The organism is Tsuneonella suprasediminis, from assembly GCF_003605755.1.
GTDB classification, from domain to species: Bacteria; Pseudomonadota; Alphaproteobacteria; order Sphingomonadales; family Sphingomonadaceae; genus Tsuneonella; species Tsuneonella suprasediminis.
On record NZ_RAHJ01000003.1, the window covers coordinates 160799 to 179454 of the forward strand.

Below are 18656 nucleotides of genomic sequence, written 5' to 3' on the forward strand. Positions count from 1 at the left end.
AACCTGATCTGGAGAGTAGGCGCGATGGCATTCCGGGAATTCGACACGGCGCAGATTTCGCGCCGTAATATCTTGCGGGCAGGCGCATGGCTCGGCGCGGGTGCAGCGATGGGCGGCGTGCCACTGGGGCGGATCGCTCTGGCAGCAGATACCGGCACAGTGTGGGCCAATGTCGCGAAGCTGCAAAGCGATTATGTCGCATCGCGCAAGGTCGCTAACATGGTCGCGGCACTGGGTTTTGGACAGAAAGCACCTGAATTTCTGTCGCAAGGGACACTGGCCATCGGACAGACCGCACCTGCCGGGCCGGACAGCCTCTATCGCATCTATTCGATGACTAAGCCGGTCACCGGCATGGCAGTGATGCAGCTGATCGAAGCGGGTAAGCTGGGACTCGATCAGCCGCTGTATGAAATCCTGCCCGCATTCAAGGACATGAAGGTCCAGAAGACCTATGACGGGTCCATCACCGATGTCGAACCCGCCAAACAGGCGATTACTATCCGGCACTTGCTGACCCATACTGCGGGCTTTGGCTATGCGATCATGCAAAAGGGGCCGATCCGGCAGGCTTATATCGATGCCGGTCTGGCTGCGGGTCAGGTTTCCAAACTGCCTATCCCCGGTCTCGACGGAGGGACGCAGGCGCCGAGCCTGAAGGCTTTTGCCGACCGGTTGGCGACATTGCCGCTGGTTTTGCAGCCGGGCACGAAGTGGTCATATTCGGTTGCGATCGATCTGCTGGGGCGGGTGATCGAAGTCGCCAGTGGCCAGCCATTCGATCAGTATCTGCAACAGCACATCTTCGATCCGTGCGGGATGACCAGCACATTCTTCCGGGTACCGGCGAAGGACGTTCCGCGGCTCACCACTAACTATTTCGTAGTCAACGGCACACCGCTGCCCGCCGATCCGGGCCGCCAGTCGATCTTTGCCGAAGCGCCCCCGTTCCCGATGGGTGGGTCGGGGCTGGTCAGTTCGGCGCGCGATTACGACCGTTTCCTGCGTATGCTGCTCGGTTACGGCCTGATCGATGGCAAGCGGGTGATGAGCGAACCGGCGGTGCGGCTCGGTGCATCGAACTTGTTGCCTGAAGGGATCGTGACCAAGGGCACATTTGTGGATGGAGCGGGCTTTGGCGCGGCAGGCCGGGTCGGGCTGGGCGCGCGAGCGGGCACTTATGGCTGGGGAGGAGCGGCAGGAACGATCGCGTTCGTCGACTTCGCCCACAATCTGCGCGCAACGATGATGACGCAATACATGCCGTCGGAAGTATATCCGATCCACAGTGCATTCCCGGCGGCAGTGGCCAAAGACCTCGCTGCAATGGCTGCCCGGTGAGCGGCGCGCCTATCGCCTTCGCCGGATCGCCGCTCGACCGTGCCGATCATGTGCGGGCCGATCCCGACCGCCTCGCCGGGCTGATGGACTGGCGCGCACGGCTGTTGCGGATGGAAGGGCTGGCCCCTGTGTTGGGCGAGGATGGCGGGCTGGTGTGGGGCACGCTGGCTGATGCCGACCCCGATGCCGAACTGGTGTTTCTGGGCCTGAAAGAGGGCAAGGGCTGCTTCGCCGCGGTTCCGGCGGAAGGCGACAACGCCCCGGCCTATGCCATTCGCGATGTCTGGAACATGCTTGGCGCCCTGCCGCCTGCCGATCTGGCGACATATGGCGGCGCGCGCAGTCTGGTGGACTGGCACGCACGGCATCGGTTCTGCGCCAAATGCGGCCAGCCGACCGCGTTGGCGAAAGGCGGGTGGCAGCGCAATTGCGGTGCGTGCGGGGCGCAGCATTTTCCGCGCACCGATCCGGTCACGATCATGCTGGTCGAACATGCAGGCAAGCTGTTGCTGGGCCGTGGGCTGGGCTGGCCCGAAGGCCGCTATTCCGCGCTGGCCGGGTTCGTCGAACCGGGTGAGAGCATAGAGGAAGCGGTTGCCCGCGAAGTGCTGGAGGAAACCGGGGTGGTGGCTGGCTCTGTGCAATATATCGCCAGCCAGCCGTGGCCGTTCCCCAGTCAGCTGATGATTGGCTGTCACGCAATGGCGAGCGGTGAGGAGCTGACTGTCGATACGACCGAACTGGTCGATGCCCGCTGGTTCACGCGGGCAGAGGTCGAACATGCGATGGCCGGTCGCGCCGATCCGGCATTCCTGCCGCCGCCGCCGACGGCCATCGCGCACTTCCTTCTCAAATGGTGGCTCGCCCGATGACCGAATCCGTTACCATCGATATCTGGTCCGATGTCATGTGCCCGTGGTGCGTGATCGGGTACCGCAATCTGCAAGCGGGGCTGGCGCAACTGGAGGGGGAGATCGCAGCGGAAATCCGCTGGCTACCGTTCGAACTGAACCCCGATATGCCGCCCGAAGGGGAAGAAAGCCGCGCGCATATTGCCCGCAAATATGGCCGCACCGGCGAACAGGCGGCGCAAGCGTCGGATATGATGGCGGACCGGGCGCGGGCGGCGGGCTTTCCGTTCGATTACACCGGTGAAGGCGATCCGCCCCCGGCGATGATGTGGAACACCTTTGCCGCGCACCGGCTGTTGCGCTGGGCATTGATGGCGCACGGGGCAGCGGCGCAGACCCGGCTCAAGCTGGCGCTGTTTGCTGCTCATTTCCAGCAACGCCGCCGTATCGGGGAGCGAGAGGTCTTGCTCGATGTAGCGGAAGAGGCGGGGTTCGATCGCGATTCAGCCGCTTCAGCGCTCGACGATGAAGGGCTGGCGCAAACCGTGCGCGCGGAAGAGCGGCGGGCGTTCGATATGAATGTCACCGGTGTTCCGGCAATGGTGATCGACGGGCAGTTCCTTGTTCCCGGCGCGCAGGAGCCGGAGACATATGCCAATGTCTTGCGAAAGATCGTCGCGAAGCGGGTCAGCTCATAAGCAGGCGTACGCCGGACACCGCCAGAATCGCGGCCAGCACCAGTTGCAGCAACCGTTCCGGTGCATGGCTGGATAGCAGGCTGCCTGCGATCACGCCGGGGATCGATCCGATCAGCAATGTGAGCAACAAAGCGAAATCGACACTGCCCAGCAGCCAGTGACCGGCACCGGCGATCAGCGCCAGCGGCACGGCGTGGGCAATATCGCTGCCCACGATCCGGGCCACGGGAATGCGGCGGTACAGCAGCAGCAGGATCGTCGCTCCGATCGCACCTGCACCGACCGAAGTAATCGTCACCAGCAAGCCGAGCACCGCGCCGAGCGCCACCGTAGGGGCGAAACTGTGGGTCGAATGCGCGAACTGGTGCGTTGCCCCGTAAGTCATCAGGCGCCGCTGGAACAGCAGCCCGACCGACGTGATCAGCAGCAAGACGCCGAGCACGATCAGCACCATGTGGCTGGTATTCTTACCCAATTGCCCAAACGTGTTGAGCGCCATCAATGTAAGGAGCGCTGCGGGAATGCTGCCGATGGCGAGACGGCGGACGATCTTCCAGTCGATCGTTTGCCGTCCGTGGTGGACGCCAACCCCCACCGTCTTGGTCACTGCGGCGAACAGCAGATCGGTGCCCACTGCGGTTTGCGGCGCCACGCCAAACATCAGCACCAGCAGCGGTGTCATCAGCGATCCGCCGCCCACCCCTGTCAGTCCGACCAGTACCCCGACGAGCAGCCCGGCCATCGCGTGCGCCAAATCGATCATGGCAAACAGGTCAGTGATCGGCAGGTCGGTTATCGGGGTGGCCTTTCGGACGCAGGAGTGCGCCGGACCAGTATCTGCGCCGGATCGCGGCGCGGTGCAATTGTCGTTAGTATTGGGGAGGAGCGATGAAAACTACTGCCTCGCGCGCCCGCGTTTCGTGAAAGGCGCCGATGGTGCGGGCGATGGCGGGAAATTTTCTCTTTTAAATCAAGCCCAGTTTACTGAGCTTGCCCGCCAGCCTTCCAGGCATGACATCGCCAGGTTCCTCCCCATCGGTCAGATCGCGCGGCGCATCCTCCTCCGCCAGATAGCGCCAGCCCTGATGCGCGCGTTTGGGGTGCGGTTCCACGCGGATCAGCTTTGGCGCGAGGCGGATGGTCCAATGGCTGTCAGGCCGTTGTTCGAAACCGAGAATTTCGCAGCGGGCGACAATGGTGTGGTCCATGATCCAATAGAGCGATCCGCCGATCATCTCTTCGTGGCGCTTGGGCAGATAGCGGGTCCGCATATGTGCCTCTGTCCCGGATTCGACCCAATTCCGCAGGGAATCGAGGCTTTTGGAGCGATAGGCGATCTTGGTCATCGATAGCGGCATGGGCACCTGAGATAGTGTCCGCCGCCAGCCATGCAACGTCAGGGCAACGTCAGGCCAGCCCGGTCAGCACCGCCAGGCCGAGGAACGAGAAGAAGCCCATCACATCTGTCGCCGTGGTCACAAATACAGCGGACGACACCGCCGGATCGACCCGCAGCCGTTCCAGTGTGACGGGCACCGCAATCCCGGCCATTCCGGCAGTCAGGTTATTGATAATCATCGCTGTTCCGATCACCGCACCGAGCAGAGGATTGCCGAACACCAGGGCGGTTCCGCCGCCTATCAGAATCGCCAGCGCCACACCGTTGGCACTGGCAATGGTGAGTTCGCGGCCAATCGCGCGCCAGGTGTTGGTGCTGGTCAACTGGTTGGTGGCAAGGGCGCGTACTGTCACCGCCAGTGTCTGAGTGCCGGCATTTCCGCCCATACCCGACACGATCGGCATCAGCACCGCGAGCAAGGCAAACTTCGCGATTGCGTCCTGAAACATTCCGACCACCGATGCTGCCAGCATCGCTGTGCCGAGGTTGATGACCAGCCAGGTCAATCGTGCGCGGACCGTCAGCAGGATCGGTTCGTTGATGTCGCCATCGCCCGCACCGGAGAGCAGCAGCGCGTCTTCACCTGCTTCTTCGGAGATGATGTGGACCACGTCGTCCACTGTCATCTGCCCGACCAGCCGTCCGGCTTCGTCGACAACGGCGGCGGAAATCAGTCCGTATTTCTGGAACATCAGCGCGACTTCTTCCTGATCCGCTGTTACCGGGATCAGGGTCTGATCGCGCTTCATCACATCGGTCAGGCCGATGTGGCGCGGGGTTCGCAGGATCCAGCTGAGCTGGCAGGTGCCAACCGGGCGATGGGCGGGATCGACGACGAATATTTCGAAGAAATCGGTCGGCAGCGCATCGGGATCGCTGGCTTCGTCGCGCAGGAAATCGATCAGGTCGCCAACGGTAATGTGTTCTGGCACCGCGACAAATTCGCGCTGCATCAAACGACCGGCGGTTTCTTCCGGGTATGACAGCGCGCTTTCGATAGCAGCGCGGTCTTCCGGCTCCATCTCTGCCAGAACGGCGGCCTGATCGCGCGGATCGAGGTCTTCGATCAGTTGAACCGCGTCATCGGTTTCGAGCTGTTCGGCAATTTCCGCAACTGCATAGGCGGGCAGTGCGTCGATCATATCCTCGCGGACATAATCGTTCAGTTCGGAGATCACTTCGCTCGACAGCAGGTCCGACACGGCCTCTGCCAGAGCCGAGCGATCTTCGCGCCCGACCAGCTCGAACAAGTCGGCCACGTCGGCCGGGTGGAGCGGTTCGACGAGGTCGTAAACCTCTGACTTATCGCCATCTTCCAGCGCGGCGACCACGCGGCGGACGAATTCGGGCTTCAGCCGGTTTTCTTCGTCGTGGCGTTCGTCGTCGACGCGGTCGTCGGGTTTGCCGCCTTCTTCCGGCAGATCCCGTCGCAGTTCTTCGTCGATCAGATCGTCGCTTGCCATCCCGACTGCTCTAGGCGGGCGCTCGCGAAACGCAAGCAGCGGGTGACATTGTCGTTTCGCGGCCTATATCGGCGGCGAACCATTGAACAGGAGACTCCGATGGCCGCCGAAAAGCTGACTTTCACGCTCGATACCGGAAACGGAGAGGGCGGCGATGTCGTTATCAAGCTGCGCCCCGATCTGGCGCCTAACCACGTTGAACGTATTGCAGAACTTGCTGGAGAAGGATTTTATGACGGGGTGGTTTTCCACCGCGTGATCCCCGGTTTCATGGCGCAGGGCGGCGATCCGACCGGCACCGGGATGAGCGGCAGCGACAAGCCCGATCTGGCGCAGGAATTCAACGCCGAACCGCACGTTCGCGGCACTTGCTCGATGGCGCGCACGCAAGATCCGAACAGCGCAAACAGCCAGTTTTTCATATGCTTCGACGATGCCCGCTTCCTCGACCGGCAGTACACGGTGTGGGGCGAAGTCGAGAGCGGGATGGAACATATCGACGCGCTGCCCAAGGGCGAACCGCCGCGTGAACCGGGCAAGATCGTCAAAGCGGTTGTCTCGTAATTCACCACTATATTTGTCGCATAAATAATTGCGGTATAATGGAAAAGAGAAGGGCGGCCTGCGAAGGTCGCCCTTTTTTACAGATAACGACTGCCGATCCCCTGAAACAGCGGGGCAAACACCCGATACCGGCCTTCAGCGGGTGATCAGCGGGATTTCAGCCGCCGTTCCTGAAAGGCAAACCGGGCGGTTTTCGCGACATCGGCCTGAAACGACCGGTTGACCATCAGCCCGACCGCCGATCCGGCCACCGGCACCATCATCCCCATCCGTTTGCGGAACGAAGCGAAGGCCACCGCGCGCGACAGGCGTTCGACCGTGGCATCGACCATTGCGTTGGTGGCATCGGCGGACACCGGCAGCAGCGATCCATCGGGCGCAATCGCCGCTTCCAGCGCAGCAATGCGTTCGGCGCGCAATTTGGGATCGTCGATAGCGGCGAGTTCGAGAACCCGCAGGCGGAACAGCTTTTCTTCCGGCCCTTTCCCATCGTAGCCATAAGCGCGGCCGGTATCGCGGATATTGCGGAGCGCGATGGCGATCGAGGTGGGCACATCGACCCCGGCGGAAATCGCTCCGCCGAACCCCGCCGCCGCGCCGGTGGCGCCGTTGACGTTCTTCGCCAGCCGTTCGACCTTGCGCGCAGCTTGGCGGCTGGCCTCCAGATCGGCGGGGTCGTGGCGGAAGCGTGTTAGGGCAGGGGCGTTCGCGGCGGCGTCGATCCCGCGGATCACGGCATCGACCAGTGCATCGGGCACCATCGCCGACAGCGCCTTGCCAAACGGGTTGGTCAGCCGCTCTATCCCGCGACCGAGGAACGAAGGGCGCGCCTTGCGAAAGGCCTGCTGTTCTTTTGCGATATCCATCAAGGGGATAACTATTGGAACGGGCGCCTGTTCCGCACCGCGCCCGCACATGCAGCCAGTTACAGTCCCGCTTTCACCAGCCAGTCGTGGAACAGGCGCACCTGCCGCTGTTCCAGATCGCGCGGGCGGCAGACGAACCAATAGGAATACGGGCTTTCGACATCGATATCGAACAGCCGCGCCAGCCGCCGGTCGCCCGACCGCTTGAAGTGATCGTCGTGCATGATGGCGATGCCCAGACCCTGCGCCGCCGCTTCCAGCAGCAACTGCCCCGAATCGTAGTGGTCGATGGCCGCCGGTTCGAAATCTTTCAGTCCGATCGCTTCGCGCCATGCCGTGAAACTGTCGGGCAATTCGTTGTGGATCAGAAAAGTCTGCCGCGCCAGCGTCGCCTTGTCGGGCACATTGCCGACTTCGGCGGCGATGTCTTCCGATGCGATGGCATAGACGCGGTTATGATCGAGCCGCACCGCATGCAGTGCGGGGTCGGGATCTCGCAACAGAACAATCGCCGCATCCAGCGTATCGCCCACGCGGTCGAGCAAGTGAGGGCCGGTATCGATATCGATATGCAGCCGGGGATGGCGTTTACGCAGTTCGGAGAGGCGCGGGAACAGCCGCTGCCCGCCGAACAGCGGCAGCACGCCCAGTTTCAGCCGCATGACGCCGAGATTATCCGACTGGTTTTCGACCGCCGCCGCCAGCGCTTCGATATGCGGCGCGACCGCATCGAAGAACGAGCGGCCATCGTCGGTCAGCTGCATCGCCTGATGCGCGCGGGTGAACAGCTTTTTGCCGACGAATTCTTCCAGCGTGCCGATACGGCGCGACAGGGCCGACGGGCTGAGGCTGAGTTCAGCCGCAGCCGCGCGTGCCGATCCCAGACGGACGACACGCAGAAAAGCCTCAAGGGCGCGCAAAGGGGGAAGGCGACGGGACATTGCGGTGCGATGATGATGGGAAAGCCAGCGGTTGTCGAGATACTTGTTCGCAGTTGCACAAGTTAACTTGTGGACCGGCGGTTTTCGTTAACTTTCCGGGTCTTCTCCGTTCGCGGGCGGGTGCAGCCGCAGCCGTTTGACGTGGGTTTCATCGCCATCGGTCACTTCGATCTGCCACCCGCTGGGATGGGCGACGACAGTGCCCACCGGCGGCACCTGTTCGGCCAGCACGAATGTCAGGCCGCCCAGCGTATCGACCGATTCTTCCACTTCGGCCAGACGCGGATCGATGGTTTCGGCGATATCGTCCAGCTCGGTACGGGCATCGCAATCCCACTGCCCGTCGGGCAGGGCGATCATCATCTCTTCCGGCTCGTCATCGTGCTCGTCTTCGATTTCACCGACGATTTCTTCGACCAGATCTTCGATCGTGATGATCCCGTCGGTGCCCGAATATTCATCGAGAACGACCGCCAGATGGGTGCGTTGCTGGCGCATGTCGGCCAGCACGTCCAGCGCGTTGCGGGTTTGCGGCACGAACAGCGGCTGGCGCAGCAACACCGTCCAGTCCGCGGGGGGAGTGCGCTTTTCCGCCAGATAGGGGAACACGTCCTTGATGTGGATCATCCCGATCACGGTATCGAGCGAATCGCGGTAGACCGGCAGGCGCGAATGGCCGTTTTCCGAAAACGCATCGACCACTTCGTCCCACGAACTGGCCGCATCGATGGCGATGATTTCGCCGCGCGGCACCGCCACATCGTCGGCATCGTGTTCCGAAAAATGCAGCAGGTTACGCAGCATCTGCCGTTCCACCAGCGACAGGTCGCCCGTGGCCGACGGGGCATCGGCTTCACCGACATGCGCGGCATCGTGTTCGTCGATCGCTTCTTCAAGCTGTTCGCGCAGCGAACGTTCGCCTTCGTCGTGATCGAATAGTTTGCGGATCGCGGGCCACAGCCCGCGGCTACTTTCCGCGTCTCCCGGTTGGGAATCGGTATCGGACATGGTCCTTCGTCGTGGCCCTCTTACTGGTCAGCTTCGCCATATGGGTTGCCAATGCCGATAAAGGCAAGCGCCTTTGTTTCCAGCGCCTCCATTGCTTCGGCCTGTGCATCGCTGTCGACATGGTCGTGGCCCGCCAGATGGAGCAGGCCGTGGACCACCAGATGCGCGGCGTGATCGGCCAGCGACACGCCCTTTTCCGCCGCTTCGCGCGCGCAGGTTTCATGCGCCAGCGCGATATCGCCCAGCAATTCGGGCGGCCCGTCGGGGTCGAGGTGCACGAGATCCTCGCGCTTCAGCATCGGGAAGCTGAGCACATTGGTCGGCCTGTCCCGCTCACGCCATTCGCGGTTCAGCGTGTGCACCTCGGCATCGCTGGTGAACAGCACGCTGACCTGCAGCCGCGGATTGGCCAGCGCCGGCTCCACCCGCGCGGCCGCCTGCGCCACCCGCGCCACCAGCCCCTCCCAATCGGCGTCGCGCCAGTCTTCCACTTCGACAATCGCGTCCATAGCGGGGCCTGTAGGCGGGTTTTCGCTGAAGGTCATGGGGAGAAATGGGGGGCTTTCCCCTTGCCGTTCGTCATTGCGAACGCTGTGAAGCAATCCATCAACTGAGGGCGGTGCCGGTTGCGACGGTTACGGGTGGGGCAAGGGCGGTCGATGGATTGCCACGTCGCCTTCGGCTCCTCGCAATGACGAGGGGGGGATACGCGCGATAGTACGGGCCAGCCATTGGCGGGACGGCCTTACCTCCGAGCCAAGCCTGCTTAGTGCCTTCGTGCCTTCGTGTGACACACTATCGCCCAACGCCTCCGCCCATCACGACGGTTGTAGTGGGGGCGAGGTGCGGTCGATGGATTGCCACGTCGCCTTCGGCTCCTCGCAATGACGAGGGGTGGGATACGCGCGATAGTATGAGCCAGCCATTGGCGGGACGGCCCCTACCTCCGAACCAAGCCTGCTTAGTGCCTTCGCGTCTTCGTGTGACACACTATCGCCCAACGCCTCCGCCCATCACGACGGTTGTAGTGGGGGCGAGGTTCGGTCCTTGGATTGCCACGTCGCCTGCGGCTCCTCGCAATGACGAGGGGGGGTGAAGGCACGTTCTCGCTGGGGGGGGCACACCCACCTCTCTGTTCGTCATTGCGAACGCCGTGAAGCAATCCATGGCCTGACGGTTCCCGCCCATCGCATCGGTCGCAGGTGGGGCAAGTGCGGTCGATGGATTGCCACGTCGCCTTCGGCTCCTCGCAATGACGAGGGGGGGATACGCGCGATAGTACGGGCCAGCCATTGGCGGGACGGCCTTACCTCCGAGCCAAGCCTGCTTAGTGCCTTCGTGCCTTCGTGTGACACACTATCGCCCAACGCCTCCGCCAATCGCCCCGATGAATAACGGAAGACAATTAGGCCGACGATGTCTGTAAGAAAATGGAGCGGGCGAGGCGATTCGAACGCCCGACCCCAACCTTGGCAAGGTTGTGCTCTACCCCTGAGCTACGCCCGCTCACTTGGCGTGATCGGAAACTGACGTCTCCGATCGGGGAGGCGGGCGATTAGCAGCGGGTTCGCGGGCCTGCAAGGGGAAATTTTCGCCAATTTGCATCCCCCCTGTCTTCCCGCCGAATTCCCCTTCACATTGCAGCGCAAACGCCCACATTGGGCATTCGTGTATATGCAAGTGACAAATGGATTAGGGGACTGAACGTGGCCAGCATGGGGCTCAACCTCGACGAACAGAAGGCAGTCGATCGCTTCCGCACTCAGGTGGTCGAACCATCGATGAGCAAGCTGGTGGTGCTCGATTTCTGGGCCGAATGGTGCGGCCCGTGCAAGGCGCTGACACCGGTGCTGGAAAAAGTGTGCGGCGAATATGCCGACAAAGGTGTGCTGCTGGCCAAAGTCAATGTGGACGAGGAACAGTTCATTGCCGCGCAGTTTCAGGTCCGCTCGATCCCGACGGTCTATGCCATGTTTCAGGGGCAGCCGGTCGCGGATCTGACCAATGCCCGCAGCGAATCGCAGCTCAAGCAAATGCTCGATCAACTGCTGGCGCAATTGCCGGTAGAGGCCGGGGCGGAGCAGGATGGCGGCGCCAATGGGCAGCAGGCGCCCGATGTCTCGCAGTTCGTGACAATGGCCGAACAGGTGCTGGCCGATGGCGATGCGGACCGTGCGGCGGGCATCTTCATGCAAGTGGTGGAGATGGCGCCCGACAATGCCGCTGCCAGCGGCGGACTGATCCGCTCACTGGTGGCTGCGGGCAAAGTGGAAGAGGCGCGCCAGTTCGCCGCTTCGCTGCCCGGCGAAATCGCTGACGATCCTGCGGTGAAGACGGCGATGTCGGCGCTCGATCTGGCGGGGACGCAAGTGGATGACAGCGAGCTGGCCGCGCTGCGCGATGCGGCATCGGCCAACCCCGCCGATATGGATGCCGGGCTGGCCTATGCCGAGGCGGCCTATGCCGCGGGCGATCGCGATGCCGCGGCCGATACGCTGCTGGCGATGATCGCGGCCGACCGCGAATGGAACGAAGGCGCGGCCAAGGCCAAACTGCTCCAGATATTCGAAGCGATCGGGCTGGAAGACCCGTGGGTCGTTTCGACACGTCGCCGTCTGTCCAAGATATTGTTCGGGTAACGATGGCCACCCGCCTGTCGATCTTTCCGCTGCCGGGGGCGATTTTGTTCCCCGGGCTGCATCTGCCGCTGCACGTGTTCGAACCGCGCTATCGCGCGATGGTCAGCGATGCGCTGGCGCGTGACCGGCGGATCGCGATGATACAGCCGCACACCGCCGAACCCGATGCGCCGCTGTACGCGGTCGGCTGCGTCGGCAAGATCGACGAAGTCGAAGCGATGGACGACGGGCGGTTCAATATCGTGCTTCAGGGCGAATCGCGCTTCCGCGTAATGCGCGAACTGGATGTCGACACGCCGTTTCGCCAGGTCGAAGCCGAGCTGATCGAGGACGATGAATTCGCCTCGCTTTCCAGTGTAGAGCGGGCCGGGTTCGAACAGGAAGCGCGCCGCTTTGCCGATCTTCAGGGTTATTCGGTGGACTGGGATTCGGTCTCAAGCCTCGACGATCGTTCGCTGATCGACGGGGTCAGCCAGATCGCCCCGTTCGACAGCGCCGCGAAACAGGCGCTGCTGGAATCGCCCACGCTGGGTGCGCGGTGCGAACTGCTGATTCAGTTGATGCAGTTCTTCGGGCGGAGCGACCCGGATGAAGAGCGGGTGACGTTGCAGTAACCCGTCAGATGCCGAAGGCGGCGCGCAATCCGTCGATCACGTATTGTGCCGCCAATGCCGCCAGCAACACGCCGAGCAGGCGGGTAATCACCGCCTCCACATTCGATCCGAACACCCGCATCATCGGCCCGGCGGCGAGCAGCGCGGCCAGCGTGATCGCCATGATCGCTGCCAGTGCACCCAATACCACCAGTGTGCCCTGAAATCCCGGTGCCTTGCTGGTCAGCAGCATGACGCTGGCGATGGCGCCCGGCCCGGCGAGCATCGGCATCGCCATCGGGAATACCGACACGTCTTCAATCTCTGGCGTGGAGTTGACCATTTCCACCCGATCTTCGCGCCGCTGTGTGCGTTTTTCGAACACCATGTCGAGCGCGATGACGAACAGCATGATCCCGCCCGCGATGCGGAACGCGTCGAGTTCGATATGCAGCGCGCCCAGCAACGCCTTGCCGAACAGCGCGAACACCAGCAGGATAGCCATGGCGATCACGCAGGCGCGGATCGCCATATGGCGGGTCTGCGCGGCGGTGGCGCCTTTGGTCAGCCCGGCATAGATCGGCGCGCATCCCGGCGGGTCGATCACGACGAACAGCGTGACGAAAGCAGAGAGGAAGAGTTCGAGCATTGCGGCGTCAGTTGCCCGTTCTGTTGGAACGATCCCCGGCGGGGACCGATTGATCGATCGCCAGCTTAGGGCCTGCCTTGCCAGAGGTCCACACCCGCAGGCTTCGCACACCGTTTTCGAAGCTGTAGCTCCACGCAAGCGAGCCATCGTCCGACTGGCCCACAGCGCCACTGGCCGGGGCGGCAGGGGCTGCCTTGCATTCAGCGACATCGGCGCGGATCATCTCCGGCGCTTCGGCGCGGGGCGCGGCGTAGCCCATATCGAACAGATAGCGATAGCGGTCGGGGCGGTCGCGTTTCCACACGGTGTACCCTTCGCCGCTGGTCCCGTCAGTGGGATCGGTGAAGGCATATTTGCTGACCGCCAGCGATCCGTCGCAACTGGACCAGATGGCCAGCGGTTCCCACGACACTGGCTGCGCCGGATCGGCTTTCCCGGCCAGCCAGCTGCGCGCATTCACCGGCCCGGATTCGCGCAGCATGATCGCGCTTTTGTCCGCATATTTGCGAAACGCGCTCCACTGCCCGTCTTCCTGAGCGGCGCGGGCGAAGGCGAGTTCAGTTGCAACCACTGCGCTGGGGTTCGCCACTGGCTTCAGCTTGCGCGGGCCGTTCGGCCCACTGGCGCATCCGGCAATTGCCAGCGTCAGCACAGCAACAAGGGCAACCCGCGCGCGCATCAGATCGTCCCTTCGGGCAAGTCCAGCCCTTCGTGGCGGTAAGCGGCGACCAGCGCATTGCGGAGCAGGACGGCAATCGTCATCGGGCCGACCCCGCCGGGCACGGGCGTGATCGCCCCGGCAACCACCGACGCTTCGCCAAAGGCGACATCGCCCACCAGCTTGCCCTTGTCGCTGCCCGGTTCGGGCGGCAGGCGGTTGATGCCTACGTCGATCACCGTCGCGCCCTCTTTCAGCCATTCGGCCCTGACCATTTCGGCCCGGCCCACCGCCGCGACTACGATATCGGCACGCTTGACCACAGCGGGCAGATCCTTCGTGCGGCTATGCGCGATAGTCACCGTGGCGTTGGCATCGAGCAGCAGTTGCGCCATCGGCTTGCCGACGATGTTCGACCGGCCGATCACCACCGCCTCCAGCCCGGACAGGTCGCCCAGCCGATCGGTCAGCAGCATCATGCAGCCCAGCGGGGTGCACGGCACAAACCCGCGATCGCCCACCGCCAGCCGCCCGGCGTTGATGACGTGGAAGCCATCGACATCCTTGTCCGGGTCGATAGCGGCGATCACCGCTTGTTCATCCATCTGAGCGGGCAGGGGAAGCTGCACCAGAATGCCATCGACCGCCGGATCGGCGTTCAGCTTGCTTACCAGAGCCAGCAGTTCATCCTGAGAGGCATCGGCGGGCAGGCGGTGTTCGAAGCTTTCCATATTGGCGGCCACGGTCGCCTTGCCCTTCGACCGGACATAGACCTGGCTGGCGGCATCTTCGCCCACCAGAACCACAGCGAGGCCCGCCTTGCGACCGGCCTTCGCCGCGAACTCGGCAGCCAGTGCGCCGACCCGTTCGCGCAAATTGGCGGCAAATGCCTTCCCGTCGATAATCTGTGCGGTCACGATCAGTGCCCCGCTGCCGAACGGATCAGGATATCCGCCGCATAGAGCAGCATCAGCAGCACCATCGGGGAGAAGTCGATCGACCCGGTATCGGGCAGGATGCGGCGAATCGGGGCCAGCACCGGTTCGAACAGGCGCGAAATGGCATCGTACACCTGCACGAAAAACTGGTTATCCCGGCCGATCACGTTGAATGCGAACAGCAATCCGATAATGAACCAGATGATGATCAGCATGTTCACCGTGGAGATGAGCATGGAAAGGATCTGGAGAAGGGCGTCCATCGTTACCTCTTAAATGGCGTCCGCATTGATGTAGCGGAGCGCCGCGGGGTGTATCAACTGTGTAATACGCAAGCTAGTCACTGACCCATGCGGATCAAGGTGCCTGCGCCACGCGCGGTGAAGAACTCCAGCAGCATCGCGTGGGGCACGCGCCCGTCGAGCACGACGGCGGCTTCGCACCCAGCCTCCACCGCATGGGTGCATGTTTCCAGCTTGGGGATCATCCCGCCGCTGATCGTGCCGTCGCTTTTCAGCGTGGCGATGTCGGCGGGGGTCAGATCGGTCAGCAGGTTGCCGCCTTTATCCAGCACGCCCGCGACATCGGTCAGCAGGAACAGCCGCGCCGCGCCCAGTGCCGCGGCGATAGCCCCGGCCATCGTATCGGCGTTGATATTGTAAGTATGCCCATCCGTCCCCGCGCCGATGGGGGCAACCACCGGGATCATCCCAGCGCCAATCGCGGTGTCGAGCAATGTCGTGTCGACGCAGGACGGTTCGCCCACGAACCCCAGGTCGACCGCCTGTTCGATATTGCTTTCCGGGTCTTTCGTAGTGCGGCTGACTTTGGTGGCGGTGACCATGCCGCCATCCTTGCCGGATATGCCCAGCGCCTTGCCGCCGGCCTGTGCGATCCAGCCGACCAGTTCCTTGTTGATCGCGCCGGACAGGACCATCTCGGCCACTTCGGCGGTGGCCTTGTCGGTGACGCGCAGGCCATCGATAAATGTGCTTTCCACGCCCAGTTTCTTGAGCATGGCGCCGATCTGCGGGCCGCCGCCGTGGACCACCACCGGGTTGATACCCACAGCTTTCAGCAACACCACGTCTTCCGCGAAATCGCGCGCGGCGGCGGGATCGCCCATCGCATGGCCGCCGTATTTGACCACGAACGTGCGCCCGGCATAGCGCTGGAGATAAGGCAGTGCCTCGATCAGCACTTCCGCCTTGGCGAGCATGGTCTTGTCGGTGGAAGCGCTCATCTTGCTGGTCTGCTCCTTATCGGTTGCCCGCCCTTAGCGATTGCCCTGCCGCGTGGGAACCCGCTGCATCATGCTGCCGATAATCGGTGCCTGTAATCCGATCCGGTGGCGGCCAGTGGCGGACTGTGGCTGCAAACCCCGTTGCCCCTTGTGTGCGATGCCGTATGATCGGGGGCAGGGCGCATGACAGGCGGCAACGCGACCAAGGGGAATTTGCATGAACGATACGGGTACCAACGGCGGCCCCGCACCGGCGGGCGGCGGGTTCGATTTCAACCATTCGACCATTATCAGTCTGTGTTACCTCGCCTCTTTCATCACCGGGATCAGCGGGCTGGTCGGTATCGTGCTGGCCTATGTCTGGCGCAAGGATGCGGCAGCTTCGTGGGAGGCATCGCATTATGCCTATCACATCCGCACCTTCTGGATCGGCTTTATCGGTTCGATCATCGGCGGCGTGCTGATGATCGTGCTGGTCGGTTTCCTGATTCTGCTGGCGGTCGCGGTGCTGGTGGTGGTGCGTTCGGTGCTGGCATTGCTCGCCGCGCAGAAGCACGAGCCGATGCCCAACCCGGATAGCTGGACGATCTGACGCGCTCCACACCGTAGCGAGGCTGGGCAGCGAGACCGGGTAGCAGGGGCGGCGTCCGGACGGCGCCCCCTATCGCTGTGCCGGTTTGTCCAGCGCCCAGGGGTTGTAGTGTTCGTGCGCCGCCTGCACTGCGGGGTGCTGCTGAGCAGTCTCGTCGCGAGAGGGGACGGAGCAATAGGCGGTCAGCATGATCCCGCCCGCCCACAACAGAGCGCGCCAGCGGCTGCGGAACACGTTCTGATAACGGTTGAACATGCCCACCGGTATAGCCGAAGCGAGTTAACGAACCGCTGCTGTGCGCGGGGGAAAGGCCACATTGGCGCGTGACGCTCATTGCAGTTTTGAAAGCTGTGACTTTCACCGCTCACGCTCTGTCGCCAACACCGCCCGATCAAGCTGCGCCAGCAGTTGGAGCAGGGCATTATGATCGGGTTTCCAACGGGTTGCCATATAGCGGCCAGCGCTCATCACCACTTGCGCCAGCCCCGCCTCCGCCCGATAGCGAGCGGACAGACCTGTGGACTTTGCGCTGGCCAGATTCACCGGCGTGTGTGACTTTCCCAGCGCCGCGTCCCATGCCGCCGCGAACCCGGTTGCCCCGGCGCGCCGCCGCAGGCGATAGACGCTCTCTCGCCCCATCCGCACCGATTGCGCCGCGGCCAGCACCGATCGGGTCTGCGCCAGCATACCGATAAATGCGGCCTGCCGCGCAGGCGTCCACCCATCGGCGCGGTTGCCGACGGGGACAGGGTGAAACGCCGGAATGCGGCGCGGCGGACGTGGCCCGGTCGGCCGAGAGGCAGAGGGCGAGGGGTGGGGATAGTGTTTCATCCCACAGGATGAAGCAGGTTTCCCGCGTGTAGGAAAACGCAAGGCATCCCGCCGGCAGTATCACCGGCAAGGCCCGGTCCGGCGGGCGCTGCCCGGTGCGAAGCCGGTGCAGCGCCCCCGTGCGGTGGATTACTCAGCCGGTGCCGCGCTGGCGGTGTCTGCCGGGGCCGGGGTCATCGCGGTTTCGGGAACGGTAACCGGAACGGCATCGCTCGATTCATCGGTCACCTGCAACTGGCCCCCGCTCTGATCGACCGCGTCGGCCTCATAAGTCGGCTCTTCGGACTTGCCACAAGCGCCCAACGCCAGCGCACCCGCCAGAACGATTGCACCGGCAGCTTTGGTGGAAGTGAAACGGATCATAAAGCGACTCCTTCGCCAAGAGGTTAGCAAGAGTGCGCGGTGTTTCATGTTCAGCCGTGCGGGGCAAGGGGGTGGAGGCGTTTGATGTGGGTGGGTAGCTTCCGGTTGGTTTTCTGAGGGTGTGGTAGGCAAACTTTCGCTTTGGTTTGATTGCATGGCAGAGTTTGGGGCGGATGCCGACGGGCCGGTTTTGGGCAATCGAACTGGGAAAGCTGCCATCCTCGATCACATTTTTCCGGTAACGGCTATCGATCAGGTATTGCCGCTCGCCTGACGCGGTGCAAACGTCCGGATCAGACAGAAGCTGCCGGACAACAAGCACCACAGGTCGTGGCATTCAATCGATAATCCCCGTTGCCGAACCCGGCCGCTCGGATAATGCGCGACCGTCCCGTTTCTCCATCTCCGATGCGCCATTTTGGGAGAACACAATCGGGACAAGGCTTCGGGAGGCCAAGCTTGTTACCGGTTGACTGCGCATGCAGCCACCAGCTGCCCCGCATCACGTTCCCAATCGGGAAGCAGCCCACAAGCTATCCGTCAGTGGCGCTTCACTGCTCCGCAGGCGTCGCGGCGCGGTGCCCGTAACTGAGGACACTGGTGATCCGCCAGGCACCATCCTGCTTCCTCCAGACCATCACGAATTTGGCGATCCCGTCGCATCGTCCCGTCGCCAGTTCGCAAAAGCGATGTTCGCCTTCCTCGATGGCACCATAGTCCTTGATCGGATAGACGCGGAACGTTGCCGGGATCAGTTCGCGCTTCACTTTTCCGCAAATGTATTTGCGAACGCCATCGACCATCGTGTCACGCTCGAATGTCGCACCGCCGGTGTCGTGGTAGAAGGCGACTTTCGGATCAAAATAGGCAGAGAAGGTCGGCAGGTCGCAGCGGTTGTAGGCGCCGAACACCTTCGCATCGAGCGCGCCGATCTCCGTCGTCAACGGATCGGCGGGGGGCGGCACGGACGTCGCTAGCAAAGCTGCGGCAACGGCGATGGCGGTCATCATGCTCATGGT

23 protein-coding genes and 1 tRNA gene are annotated in these 18656 nt (G+C 63.1%); 7 read left to right on the plus strand and 17 right to left on the minus strand.

The window, feature by feature from the left end; translation table 11 throughout:
- Positions 1 to 24 precede the first annotated feature (24 nt).
- From D6858_RS00895 to D6858_RS00905, 3 genes are read left to right on the plus strand one after another with little or no spacing between them, the layout of a single operon-like run.
- Complete coding sequence (locus tag D6858_RS00895; protein WP_120106208.1) at positions 25 to 1341, plus strand: serine hydrolase domain-containing protein; 1317 nt, start codon at positions 25 to 27, stop codon at positions 1339 to 1341.
- Positions 1338 to 2213, plus strand: coding sequence for an NAD(+) diphosphatase (gene nudC / locus D6858_RS00900; protein WP_120106211.1), 876 nt, complete (start codon positions 1338 to 1340; stop codon positions 2211 to 2213). Before D6858_RS00895 ends, nudC begins: the two co-directional genes overlap by 4 nt.
- Positions 2210 to 2890, plus strand: coding sequence for a DsbA family oxidoreductase (locus D6858_RS00905; RefSeq protein WP_120106491.1), 681 nt, complete (start codon positions 2210 to 2212; stop codon positions 2888 to 2890). The genes nudC and D6858_RS00905 overlap by 4 nt, the downstream gene beginning before the upstream one ends.
- On the opposite strand, the gene D6858_RS00910 is transcribed toward D6858_RS00905, so the two are convergent.
- The 3 genes from D6858_RS00910 to mgtE all read right to left on the minus strand — a co-directional run bounded on the left by D6858_RS00910 (position 2880) and on the right by mgtE (position 5752).
- On the minus strand, positions 2880 to 3653 hold the full coding sequence (locus D6858_RS00910) for a sulfite exporter TauE/SafE family protein (protein ID WP_120106214.1): 774 nt from the start codon (positions 3651 to 3653) through the stop codon (positions 2880 to 2882). The two genes, D6858_RS00905 and D6858_RS00910, sit on opposite strands and share 11 nt — an antisense overlap.
- 202 nt (positions 3654 to 3855) lie before the next feature.
- A complete protein-coding gene (locus tag D6858_RS00915; RefSeq protein WP_120106217.1) occupies positions 3856 to 4248 on the minus strand; it encodes a DUF1489 family protein in 393 nt (130 codons plus the stop codon).
- 49 nt (positions 4249 to 4297) lie between these two features.
- Entirely contained in the window at positions 4298 to 5752 is a 1455-nt protein-coding gene (mgtE, locus tag D6858_RS00920; RefSeq protein ID WP_120106221.1) for a magnesium transporter, read from the minus strand.
- A 99-nt stretch (positions 5753 to 5851) separates the two neighbouring features.
- Between mgtE and D6858_RS00925 the strand changes: the two genes are divergently transcribed.
- Positions 5852 to 6316, plus strand: coding sequence for a peptidylprolyl isomerase (locus D6858_RS00925; RefSeq protein ID WP_120106224.1), 465 nt, complete (start codon positions 5852 to 5854; stop codon positions 6314 to 6316).
- 146 nt (positions 6317 to 6462) lie between these two features.
- Here D6858_RS00925 and D6858_RS00930 read toward each other — a convergent pair whose 3' ends face one another.
- From D6858_RS00930 to D6858_RS00950, 5 genes are all read right to left on the minus strand, one after another.
- On the minus strand, positions 6463 to 7182 hold the full coding sequence (locus tag D6858_RS00930) for an EcsC family protein (protein WP_120106226.1): 720 nt from the start codon (positions 7180 to 7182) through the stop codon (positions 6463 to 6465).
- Positions 7183 to 7241: 59 nt separating this feature from the next.
- Positions 7242 to 8123 carry a LysR substrate-binding domain-containing protein gene (locus D6858_RS00935; RefSeq protein WP_120106229.1) on the minus strand — a complete coding sequence of 294 codons (882 nt, stop codon included), beginning with the start codon at positions 8121 to 8123 and terminating at the stop codon, positions 7242 to 7244.
- An 87-nt stretch (positions 8124 to 8210) separates the two neighbouring features.
- Complete coding sequence (locus tag D6858_RS00940; protein ID WP_120106232.1) at positions 8211 to 9131, minus strand: hemolysin family protein; 921 nt, start codon at positions 9129 to 9131, stop codon at positions 8211 to 8213.
- Between the two features lie 20 nt (positions 9132 to 9151).
- Positions 9152 to 9640: an rRNA maturation RNase YbeY gene (ybeY, locus tag D6858_RS00945; RefSeq protein WP_120106493.1), complete on the minus strand. Its 489-nt coding sequence runs from the start codon at positions 9638 to 9640 to the stop codon at positions 9152 to 9154.
- Between the two features lie 922 nt (positions 9641 to 10562).
- A tRNA-Gly gene (locus D6858_RS00950) sits at positions 10563 to 10637 on the minus strand.
- A gap of 209 nt (positions 10638 to 10846) precedes the next feature.
- Here D6858_RS00950 and D6858_RS00955 point away from each other — a divergent pair.
- Both D6858_RS00955 and D6858_RS00960 read left to right on the plus strand, forming a co-directional pair.
- Entirely contained in the window at positions 10847 to 11770 is a 924-nt protein-coding gene (locus D6858_RS00955; protein ID WP_120106235.1) for a tetratricopeptide repeat protein, read from the plus strand.
- Positions 11771 to 11772: 2 nt separating this feature from the next.
- Positions 11773 to 12384, plus strand: coding sequence for an LON peptidase substrate-binding domain-containing protein (locus D6858_RS00960; RefSeq protein ID WP_120106238.1), 612 nt, complete (start codon positions 11773 to 11775; stop codon positions 12382 to 12384).
- A 4-nt stretch (positions 12385 to 12388) separates the two neighbouring features.
- On the opposite strand, the gene D6858_RS00965 is transcribed toward D6858_RS00960, so the two are convergent.
- The 5 genes from D6858_RS00965 to argB form a co-directional block, all read right to left on the minus strand.
- Positions 12389 to 13012, minus strand: coding sequence for a MarC family protein (locus D6858_RS00965; RefSeq protein WP_120106241.1), 624 nt, complete (start codon positions 13010 to 13012; stop codon positions 12389 to 12391).
- 7 nt (positions 13013 to 13019) lie between these two features.
- A complete protein-coding gene (locus tag D6858_RS00970) occupies positions 13020 to 13691 on the minus strand; it encodes a hypothetical protein (protein ID WP_120106244.1) in 672 nt (223 codons plus the stop codon).
- On the minus strand, positions 13691 to 14587 hold the full coding sequence (gene folD, locus D6858_RS00975; RefSeq protein WP_120106247.1) for a bifunctional methylenetetrahydrofolate dehydrogenase/methenyltetrahydrofolate cyclohydrolase FolD: 897 nt from the start codon (positions 14585 to 14587) through the stop codon (positions 13691 to 13693). Before folD ends, D6858_RS00970 begins: the two co-directional genes overlap by 1 nt.
- Positions 14588 to 14589: 2 nt before the next feature.
- On the minus strand, positions 14590 to 14871 hold the full coding sequence (locus D6858_RS00980) for a YggT family protein (RefSeq protein WP_120106250.1): 282 nt from the start codon (positions 14869 to 14871) through the stop codon (positions 14590 to 14592).
- Positions 14872 to 14948: 77 nt separating this feature from the next.
- Entirely contained in the window at positions 14949 to 15851 is a 903-nt protein-coding gene (gene argB, locus D6858_RS00985) for an acetylglutamate kinase (RefSeq protein ID WP_120106253.1), read from the minus strand.
- Positions 15852 to 16068: 217 nt separating this feature from the next.
- On the opposite strand from argB, the gene D6858_RS00990 reads away from it, so the two are divergent.
- Positions 16069 to 16443 carry a DUF4870 family protein gene (locus D6858_RS00990; RefSeq protein ID WP_120106256.1) on the plus strand — a complete coding sequence of 125 codons (375 nt, stop codon included), beginning with the start codon at positions 16069 to 16071 and terminating at the stop codon, positions 16441 to 16443.
- 69 nt (positions 16444 to 16512) lie between these two features.
- Here the strand turns inward: D6858_RS00990 and D6858_RS00995 are convergent, their stop codons facing one another.
- From D6858_RS00995 to D6858_RS01010, 4 genes are all read right to left on the minus strand, one after another.
- Positions 16513 to 16698, minus strand: a complete 186-nt coding sequence (locus tag D6858_RS00995; RefSeq protein WP_120106258.1) for a hypothetical protein — start codon at positions 16696 to 16698, stop codon at positions 16513 to 16515.
- A 102-nt stretch (positions 16699 to 16800) separates the two neighbouring features.
- On the minus strand, positions 16801 to 17274 hold the full coding sequence (locus D6858_RS01000; protein ID WP_133305209.1) for a hypothetical protein: 474 nt from the start codon (positions 17272 to 17274) through the stop codon (positions 16801 to 16803).
- 129 nt (positions 17275 to 17403) lie between these two features.
- The gene (locus D6858_RS01005) at positions 17404 to 17637 is read right to left on the minus strand and encodes a hypothetical protein (RefSeq protein WP_225082763.1); all 234 of its coding nucleotides are present in this window, start codon (positions 17635 to 17637) and stop codon (positions 17404 to 17406) included.
- Between the two features lie 551 nt (positions 17638 to 18188).
- The gene (locus D6858_RS01010; protein WP_240623626.1) at positions 18189 to 18653 is read right to left on the minus strand and encodes a nuclear transport factor 2 family protein; all 465 of its coding nucleotides are present in this window, start codon (positions 18651 to 18653) and stop codon (positions 18189 to 18191) included.
- Positions 18654 to 18656: the final 3 nt, after the last annotated feature.

Excerpts from the sequence above, each read along its gene's own strand:
- D6858_RS00895 (WP_120106208.1), top strand. The coding sequence starts at position 25 with ATGGCATTCCGGGAATTCGACACGGCGCAGATTTCGCGCCGTAATATC.
- D6858_RS00905 (WP_120106491.1), top strand. The coding sequence starts at position 2,210 with ATGACCGAATCCGTTACCATCGATATCTGGTCCGATGTCATGTGCCCG.
- D6858_RS00910 (WP_120106214.1), bottom strand. The coding sequence starts at position 3,653 with ATGATCGATTTGGCGCACGCGATGGCCGGGCTGCTCGTCGGGGTACTG.
- D6858_RS00915 (WP_120106217.1), bottom strand. The coding sequence starts at position 4,248 with ATGCCGCTATCGATGACCAAGATCGCCTATCGCTCCAAAAGCCTCGAT.
- mgtE (WP_120106221.1), bottom strand. The coding sequence starts at position 5,752 with ATGGCAAGCGACGATCTGATCGACGAAGAACTGCGACGGGATCTGCCG.
- D6858_RS00925 (WP_120106224.1), top strand. The coding sequence starts at position 5,852 with ATGGCCGCCGAAAAGCTGACTTTCACGCTCGATACCGGAAACGGAGAG.
- D6858_RS00930 (WP_120106226.1), bottom strand. The coding sequence starts at position 7,182 with ATGGATATCGCAAAAGAACAGCAGGCCTTTCGCAAGGCGCGCCCTTCG.
- D6858_RS00935 (WP_120106229.1), bottom strand. The coding sequence starts at position 8,123 with ATGTCCCGTCGCCTTCCCCCTTTGCGCGCCCTTGAGGCTTTTCTGCGT.
- D6858_RS00940 (WP_120106232.1), bottom strand. The coding sequence starts at position 9,131 with ATGTCCGATACCGATTCCCAACCGGGAGACGCGGAAAGTAGCCGCGGG.
- ybeY (WP_120106493.1), bottom strand. The coding sequence starts at position 9,640 with ATGGACGCGATTGTCGAAGTGGAAGACTGGCGCGACGCCGATTGGGAG.
- D6858_RS00955 (WP_120106235.1), top strand. The coding sequence starts at position 10,847 with ATGGGGCTCAACCTCGACGAACAGAAGGCAGTCGATCGCTTCCGCACT.
- D6858_RS00960 (WP_120106238.1), top strand. The coding sequence starts at position 11,773 with ATGGCCACCCGCCTGTCGATCTTTCCGCTGCCGGGGGCGATTTTGTTC.
- D6858_RS00965 (WP_120106241.1), bottom strand. The coding sequence starts at position 13,012 with ATGCTCGAACTCTTCCTCTCTGCTTTCGTCACGCTGTTCGTCGTGATC.
- D6858_RS00970 (WP_120106244.1), bottom strand. The coding sequence starts at position 13,691 with ATGCGCGCGCGGGTTGCCCTTGTTGCTGTGCTGACGCTGGCAATTGCC.
- D6858_RS00980 (WP_120106250.1), bottom strand. The coding sequence starts at position 14,871 with ATGGACGCCCTTCTCCAGATCCTTTCCATGCTCATCTCCACGGTGAAC.
- argB (WP_120106253.1), bottom strand. The coding sequence starts at position 15,851 with ATGAGCGCTTCCACCGACAAGACCATGCTCGCCAAGGCGGAAGTGCTG.
- D6858_RS00990 (WP_120106256.1), top strand. The coding sequence starts at position 16,069 with ATGAACGATACGGGTACCAACGGCGGCCCCGCACCGGCGGGCGGCGGG.
- D6858_RS00995 (WP_120106258.1), bottom strand. The coding sequence starts at position 16,698 with ATGTTCAACCGTTATCAGAACGTGTTCCGCAGCCGCTGGCGCGCTCTG.
- D6858_RS01000 (WP_133305209.1), bottom strand. The coding sequence starts at position 17,274 with ATGAAACACTATCCCCACCCCTCGCCCTCTGCCTCTCGGCCGACCGGG.
- D6858_RS01005 (WP_225082763.1), bottom strand. The coding sequence starts at position 17,637 with ATGATCCGTTTCACTTCCACCAAAGCTGCCGGTGCAATCGTTCTGGCG.
- D6858_RS01010 (WP_240623626.1), bottom strand. The coding sequence starts at position 18,653 with ATGAGCATGATGACCGCCATCGCCGTTGCCGCAGCTTTGCTAGCGACG.